5 protein-coding genes are annotated in these 6,112 nt (G+C 74.0%); 3 read left to right on the top strand and 2 right to left on the bottom strand.

What is annotated here, in order from left to right:
- Positions 1-136: 136 nt before the first annotated feature.
- Positions 137-616 carry an Lrp/AsnC family transcriptional regulator gene (locus tag V3T34_RS23625; RefSeq protein ID WP_305079516.1) on the bottom strand — a complete coding sequence of 160 codons (480 nt, stop codon included), beginning with the start codon at positions 614-616 and terminating at the stop codon, positions 137-139.
- Positions 617-738: 122 nt separating this feature from the next.
- On the opposite strand from V3T34_RS23625, the gene V3T34_RS23620 reads away from it, so the two are divergent.
- From V3T34_RS23620 to V3T34_RS23610, 3 genes are all read left to right on the top strand, one after another.
- Positions 739-4,188 (top strand): indolepyruvate ferredoxin oxidoreductase family protein, encoded by a 3,450-nt coding sequence (locus V3T34_RS23620; RefSeq protein WP_305079517.1) that lies wholly within the window; start codon positions 739-741, stop codon positions 4,186-4,188.
- 116 nt (positions 4,189-4,304) lie between these two features.
- On the top strand, positions 4,305-4,520 hold the full coding sequence (locus V3T34_RS23615; RefSeq protein ID WP_060846623.1) for a DUF2842 domain-containing protein: 216 nt from the start codon (positions 4,305-4,307) through the stop codon (positions 4,518-4,520).
- A gap of 138 nt (positions 4,521-4,658) precedes the next feature.
- Positions 4,659-5,021: a hypothetical protein gene (locus V3T34_RS23610; RefSeq protein WP_331369304.1), complete on the top strand. Its 363-nt coding sequence runs from the start codon at positions 4,659-4,661 to the stop codon at positions 5,019-5,021.
- A 9-nt stretch (positions 5,022-5,030) separates the two neighbouring features.
- Here V3T34_RS23610 and V3T34_RS23605 read toward each other — a convergent pair whose 3' ends face one another.
- On the bottom strand, positions 5,031-6,080 hold the full coding sequence (locus V3T34_RS23605) for a polysaccharide deacetylase family protein (protein ID WP_305079519.1): 1,050 nt from the start codon (positions 6,078-6,080) through the stop codon (positions 5,031-5,033).
- Positions 6,081-6,112: the final 32 nt, after the last annotated feature.

The following is a 6,112-nucleotide window of genomic DNA, read 5'->3' as shown; positions in this document are numbered from 1 at the left end:
CAACCTCTACCGTCGCGAGACCGAGTTCGCGGTCGTCCGCGCCGGCCTGAACTACAAGTTCAACGGCTTCTAGTCTGAACTCTCCGTCCCCGGACGGAGCGGAGCCCGGCCTCACGGCCGGGCTCTTTTTTTATGCTTACGCCCCCGTCGGTACCTTCACGCTGAACTTCACCTCGCGCAGGGCGAAGTTCGAGTGGATCTGCTGCACCGCCGGGCAGGAAAACACCGCCTCCTGCAGGAAGCGCTCGTAGTGCTGCGCGTCCCGCACCACGACCCGCAGCAGGTAATCGGCCTGGCCGGTGGTCGAGAAGCATTCGAGCACCTCGGTCCGGGCGCCGACCACACGCTCGAACTCCGCCACCCCTTCGCGGTCGTGCTTGGCGAGGGTGACGTGGGCGAAGACGCACTGGCCGTGATCGAGGGCCGCCGCATCGACCAGGGCGACGTAGCCGCGGATGACGCCGCGCTCCTCCAGCGCCTTGAGCCGCCGCCAGGTCGGCGAGGTCGAGAGGCCGATCCGTTGCGACAGGTCCTGCACCGACAACCGGGCATCGTCCTGCAGGGCGTCGAGGATCGCGCGCTCGAAGCGATCAGGCGGCTCTCTGCGCTCAGGCATTGGCATGTCCCGTAACGGCGAGTTCACGCCTTTTCGTACCTCTGTCAGCCCTTGAAGGGAAGCAGACAGGCAGGTTCTCCCCTAAGCTGCGGCATAGGCTGGTGCCCGAGGAGATCCCGCCGATGCCCGAGCTCGACCGCGCCTACCGCCTCGACGACCGCTTCGACCGGAGCGTCGGCCGGGCCTACATGACCGGCACGCAGGCCCTGGTGCGGCTCCTCCTGGCCCAGGCCGCGATCGACCGGCGCGACGGGCTCGCCACCGCCGGCCTCGTCTCCGGCTATCGCGGCTCGCCGCTCGGCGCCGTCGACCAGGAATTGTGGAAGGCCAAGGAGCGCCTGGCGGCGGCCGGCATCCGCTTCCAGCCGGGCATCAACGAGGACCTGGCGGCGGCCGCCCTGCTCGGCAGTCAGCGCGTCGCCCTCGATCCGGCCGCCACCGTCGAGGGGGTGTTCGGCCTCTGGTACGGCAAGGGCCCGGGGGTCGATCGGTCCGGCGACGCGCTCAAGCACGGCAACGCCTATGGCAGCTCGGCGAAGGGCGGCGTGCTGGTCGTCGCCGGCGACGATCACGGCTGCGTCTCGTCCTCGATGTCGCACCAGAGCGACCTCGCGCTCGCGGCCTGGCACATGCCGGTGATCCACCCGGGCAGCCTCGCCGAGTACGAGGCGTTCGGCCTATGGGGATTTGCCGCCTCGCGCTTCTCAGGCGCCTGGGTCGGGTTCAAGGCGATCTCCGAGGTGGTGGAGGGCGCCGCCTCGGTGGACCTCGCGCCGCTGCCGACCTTCACCACCCCCGCCTTCGTCCCGCCGCCCGGCGGCCTGCACATCCGCTGGCCCGACCTGCCGAGCCTCGCCATCGAGGCGCGGGCCCTGAAGAAGCTCGACGCGATCCGGGCATTCGCCCGCGCCAACCCCCTCGACCGGCTGGTGGTGGCGCCCGAGCGTCCCCGCCTTCTCGTCGTCACCGTCGGCAAGGCCCACGGCGACGCGATGGAGGCCTTTCGCCTCCTCGGCCACGGCCCGGATTCGCTCGCCGCCCACGGGATCGCGGTCCTGAAGGTCGGCCTCGTCCATCCCCTCGACGTCGAGGGCATCGCGGCGCTCGCCGCCGGGGTCGAGACCGTGCTGGTGGTCGAGGAGAAGGCGCCTCGGGTCGAGCGCCAGCTGCGCGACGGGCTCTACGACCTCGCCCCCGAACGCCGGCCGCGCATCCTCGGCAAGCGCGACGGCGCCGGCTCGCCCCTGGTCCCGGAGGTCGAGGAGCTGCGGCCCTCGCGCCTGACCGCGATCCTGGCAGCACGCCTCGACGCCCTCGGGGTGGCGGCGCGGGTGCCGTCGTCGCCGTTGCCGCCTGCCCCCTCGGGGCCGCTCCCGGTGCGCACGCCGTATTTCTGCTCCGGCTGCCCGCACAACACCTCGACCCGGGTGCCGGAGGGCTCGCAGGCCCGCGCCGGCATCGGCTGCCACTTCATGGCGAACTGGATGGAGCGCGACACCACCGGCATCGTGCCGATGGGGGCCGAGGGGGTCGACTGGACCGGCCAGGCGCCGTTCACCCGCCAGGCGCACGTATTCCAGAATCTCGGCGACGGGACCTATTTCCATTCCGGCCACGTCGCGATCCGGCAGGCGATCGCGAGCGGCGCCAACATCACCTACAAGATCCTCTACAATGACGCGGTGGCGATGACCGGAGGCCAGCCGGTCGACGGGGTGCTGACCGTGCCGCAGATCACCCGCCTGGTGAGCGCCGAGGGCGCGGCCCGCGTCGTGGTGGTGTCGGACGATCCCGACCGGGTGGCGCAGGCCGCCGCCCGCGATCCCCTCGGGCCCGGGGTCACGCTCCATCACCGCGACGACCTCGACGCGGTGCAGCGCGAGCTGCGCGAGACCCCGGGCGTGACCGTGCTCGTCTACGACCAGACCTGCGCCACGGAAGCGCGGCGGCGGCGCAAGCGCGGCCTCGCGCCTCAGCCGGCGCGGCGTGCCGTCATCAATCCCCTCGTCTGCGAGGGCTGCGGCGACTGCCAGAAGAAGTCGAACTGCCTCTCGGTCGTGCCGCTCGAGACCGAGTTCGGCGTCAAGCGCGCGATCGACCAGACCGGCTGCAACAGCGACCTGTCCTGCCTCAAGGGCTTCTGCCCGTCCTTCGTGACGCTGGAGGGCGCGAAGCCCCGCCGCCGCCCGGGCGTGGCGGTCGCCCCCGAGGCCGTCGCGGCCCGGGCCGCCGCCTTGCCCGAGCCCGACGTGGCCCTTGGCCCCGAACCCTACGAGATCCTGGTCGCCGGCGTCGGCGGCACCGGTGTCGTCACGGTCGGCGCCCTCGTCACCATGGCGGCCCACCTCGAGGGGCGCGGCGCCAGCGTGCTCGACTTCATGGGCTTTGCCCAGAAGGGCGGTCAGGTGCTGTCCTTCGTGCGCCTCGCCGCGAACCCGGCCGGGCTCCATCAGGTGCGGATCGACCGCGGCCGCGCCGATGCGGTGCTGGCCTGCGACCTCGTGGTGGCGGCGAGCGCCGACGCCGCGGCGGTGATCGACCCCGCCCGCACCCGCATCGTCGCCAACACCCACGAGATCCCGACCGGCGCGACCCTGCGGGATCCCGATGCCCGCATCGACACGCGGATGCTCGAAGCGCTGCTCGCCCGCCGGGTCGGCCCGGGAGCGCTGAAGAGCCTCGACGCGCAGGCGCTGGCCGAGCGGCTCGTCGGCGACGCCCAGGCCGCCAACGTCCTGCTCCTCGGCTTTGCCTGGCAATGCGGGCTGGTGCCGGTCTCGCTCGCCGCCCTCGACCAGGCGGTGACGCTGAACGGCGTCGCGGTGGCCGGCAACCGCCTCGCCCTCGCCTGGGGCCGGCTCGTCGCCGCCGACCCGACCTTCGTCGCCGCGCAAGGCGTGACGGAGCCGGAGCCGGAGCCGGACCTCGACGGCCTGGTGGTACGTCGCGCCGCCTACCTCGCCGAGTACCAGGACGCGGCCTACGCGGCGCGCTACCGCGCCCGGGTCGCGGCGGTGCGGGCGCAGGCCGGCGAGGCGGCGGCGGACGCCGTCGCCCGCTCGCTGTTCAAGCTGATGGCGATCAAGGACGAGTACGAGGTCGCCCGGCTCCAGTCCGACCCGGCCTTCCACGCCCGGCTGGCGGACGAGTTCGAGGGCCCGGTGCGGCCCACCTTCCACCTCGCCCCGCCCTTCCTCGCCCGCCCCCGGCCAGGCGAGAGCGAGCCGCGCAAGATCGCCTTCGGCCCCTGGCTGCTGCCGGTCCTGCGCGGGCTCGCCCGTCTCAAGGGCCTGCGCGGCACGCCCCTCGATCCCCTGCGGCTGATCGCCGAGCGGCGCGAGGAGCGGGCGGTGCTCGCCGAGTACGAGGCGCAGATCGACGCGGCGCTCACCCTCGTGGGCCGGGCGGATGCGGACACGGTGCGCGAGCTCCTCGCCGCCCCGCAGGCGATCCGCGGCTTCGGCCCGGTCAAGGCGCGGGCGATCGCGGCCTGGCGGAGCCGCAGCGCCGGGCTCCTCGCCGCGGCCCGGACCGGCAACGACGCGGCGGCGCCGCTCTCGCGCGTCGGATGACGCGCCCCGGTCGCGCCCAAGGCCTCCCGCCTGCGTCGGCCGGCCGGATTGCGGCGGGCCGGGCCCTCGCGTAGGCGAGGGCCCACGATCCGACAGACGCCACAGGTTGCCAGCCCATGCGCCGCCGTACCCGCTCCCTCCTCGGGGCGATCGCGATGATCGCCTTCGTGATCGTCTACGCGCCCCTCGCCATGGCGCTCGCCGACAGCCGCATCGCCGAGACGCCGGCGGTGGTGCAGTCGGTGCTGTACGCGATCCTCGGCATCGCCTGGATCTTCCCGCTGATGCCGCTGATCCGCTGGATGGAGCGCCCCGACCGCGATCCGGCCTGAGGACTTCTTCACGAACCGGGTGGTTCAGGCCGGCTTTTCGCCCAAAATGCCTGCCAGGGACGGCGGCAATTCCCCACGGCCCGCGCTCGCCCGCGCCCCGTGCCTCCCCGCTCGAACCCGCAAGGCAGCCCCAGGCCCATGCGCCACGCGCTCGCGTTCCTCCTTCTCGGCCCCCTCTGCCTCGGTTCCGGCGCCGCGCAGGCGCAGGGCGTCCCGCGCTCCGTCGGGGAGTGCGAGCGCATCAAGGGCGACCTCGCCTACAACCAGTGCCTGTCGCTGTTCGGCCCGGCGGCCAAGAACGTGGCGGCGGCCGCCGCCGCGGTCTCCGCGGCGATCCCGCGCCTGCCCCTGCCGCCGGCGCTCGCCGAGGCGACGGCCGAGCCGGCCCCGCGCGGCCGGCGCGGCTGGACCCGGCGCCTGCGCGGCGGCCGCCAGAGCGCGACCTTCGCGGTCATCAGCGGCGGCGGGGGCCGTCACTACCGCCGCCGGCGCCACCGCTGACGGGACCCCTCACGCCACGTTGAGCCGCCGGCCGCGGTTCCAGGCCAGGAACGGCACGCCCGAGAGCAGGGCGCGCAACGCCGCGTCGGTCTGGAACAGCCCGTTGACCGAGACCCGCGGCAGCGCATGCAGATGGGCGGCGTGCCCGGGAAACAGGTGGCCGGGCCGGGTCGTCACGGCGGTGACGTAGCCCGACTCGCGGGCGAGGGCGAATTCCCGCGCGCCCGCCGAGCCCGGATCGCCGACCGGATAGGAAAAGTGCTCCGGCACCGCGCCGAGAAGGTCGGCGAGACGCGCCCGTCCCTCGACGATCTCGCGGCGCGCGGTCGCCGCGTCGTGCTTGGCGAGCATCGGATGCGTCAGGGTGTGGGCGGCGAGCGTCACCGGCTCGTCCCGGGCGAGATCCCGCAGCTCGCTCCCCGACAGGCACAGCTCCCGGGCGATGGCGCCCGCGTCGATGCCGGCCTCGCCGCAGAGCCGCAGGGTCGCGGCGCGCAACCCCTCCTCGGGCCCGGCCCGGAGCGCCCGGTAGGCCTGCGCGAAGGCGGCGACCTTCTCCGCGTCGTCCGCGGCCGGGAGGTCGAGCCCGACCTCAGGCAGCCGCACGCGGGTGAGGACCCGGATCGCCCGCTCCAGCTCGATCCACCACAGCCGGCCGGTCCCGGTGGCGAAGTCGTGGGTGACGTAGAGCGTCCAGGGTGCGCCGTGCCGGCGCAGGACCGGGGCGGCGTGCTCCCGGTTGTCGCGGTAGCCGTCGTCGAAGGTCAGCACCGCGAAGGGCGGCCCGCCCTCGGACAGGCGCCGAGGCACCTCCGCCAGCGGAACGATCGAGAAACCCCGCTGCCGCAGCAGCGTGAGCGTCCGGTCGAGGAAGGCCGGGGTGATCGAGAGCAGCCGGTTCGGCGCGTAGGCCCCGCCCTCGTCCGGGCGGACGTGATGGAAGGTGAGGATCACGCCGCGGCCGCGGGTCGCCGGGCCGAGCCAGCGGTCGGCCCTGGTCGCCGCGATGGTGGCGAAACCGGCCTGGAACAGGCGGTGGCGGGTGGTAGCGGAGAGCATGCCGGGGAGAATGCCGGCGATCGGCCAAAGCT

This window comes from Methylobacterium ajmalii (genome assembly GCF_036448855.1).
Taxonomy (GTDB): domain Bacteria; phylum Pseudomonadota; class Alphaproteobacteria; order Rhizobiales; family Beijerinckiaceae; genus Methylobacterium; species Methylobacterium ajmalii.
The sequence above is the reverse complement of the archived record's forward strand: the minus strand, read 5'-3'. Positions and strand labels throughout refer to the sequence as shown.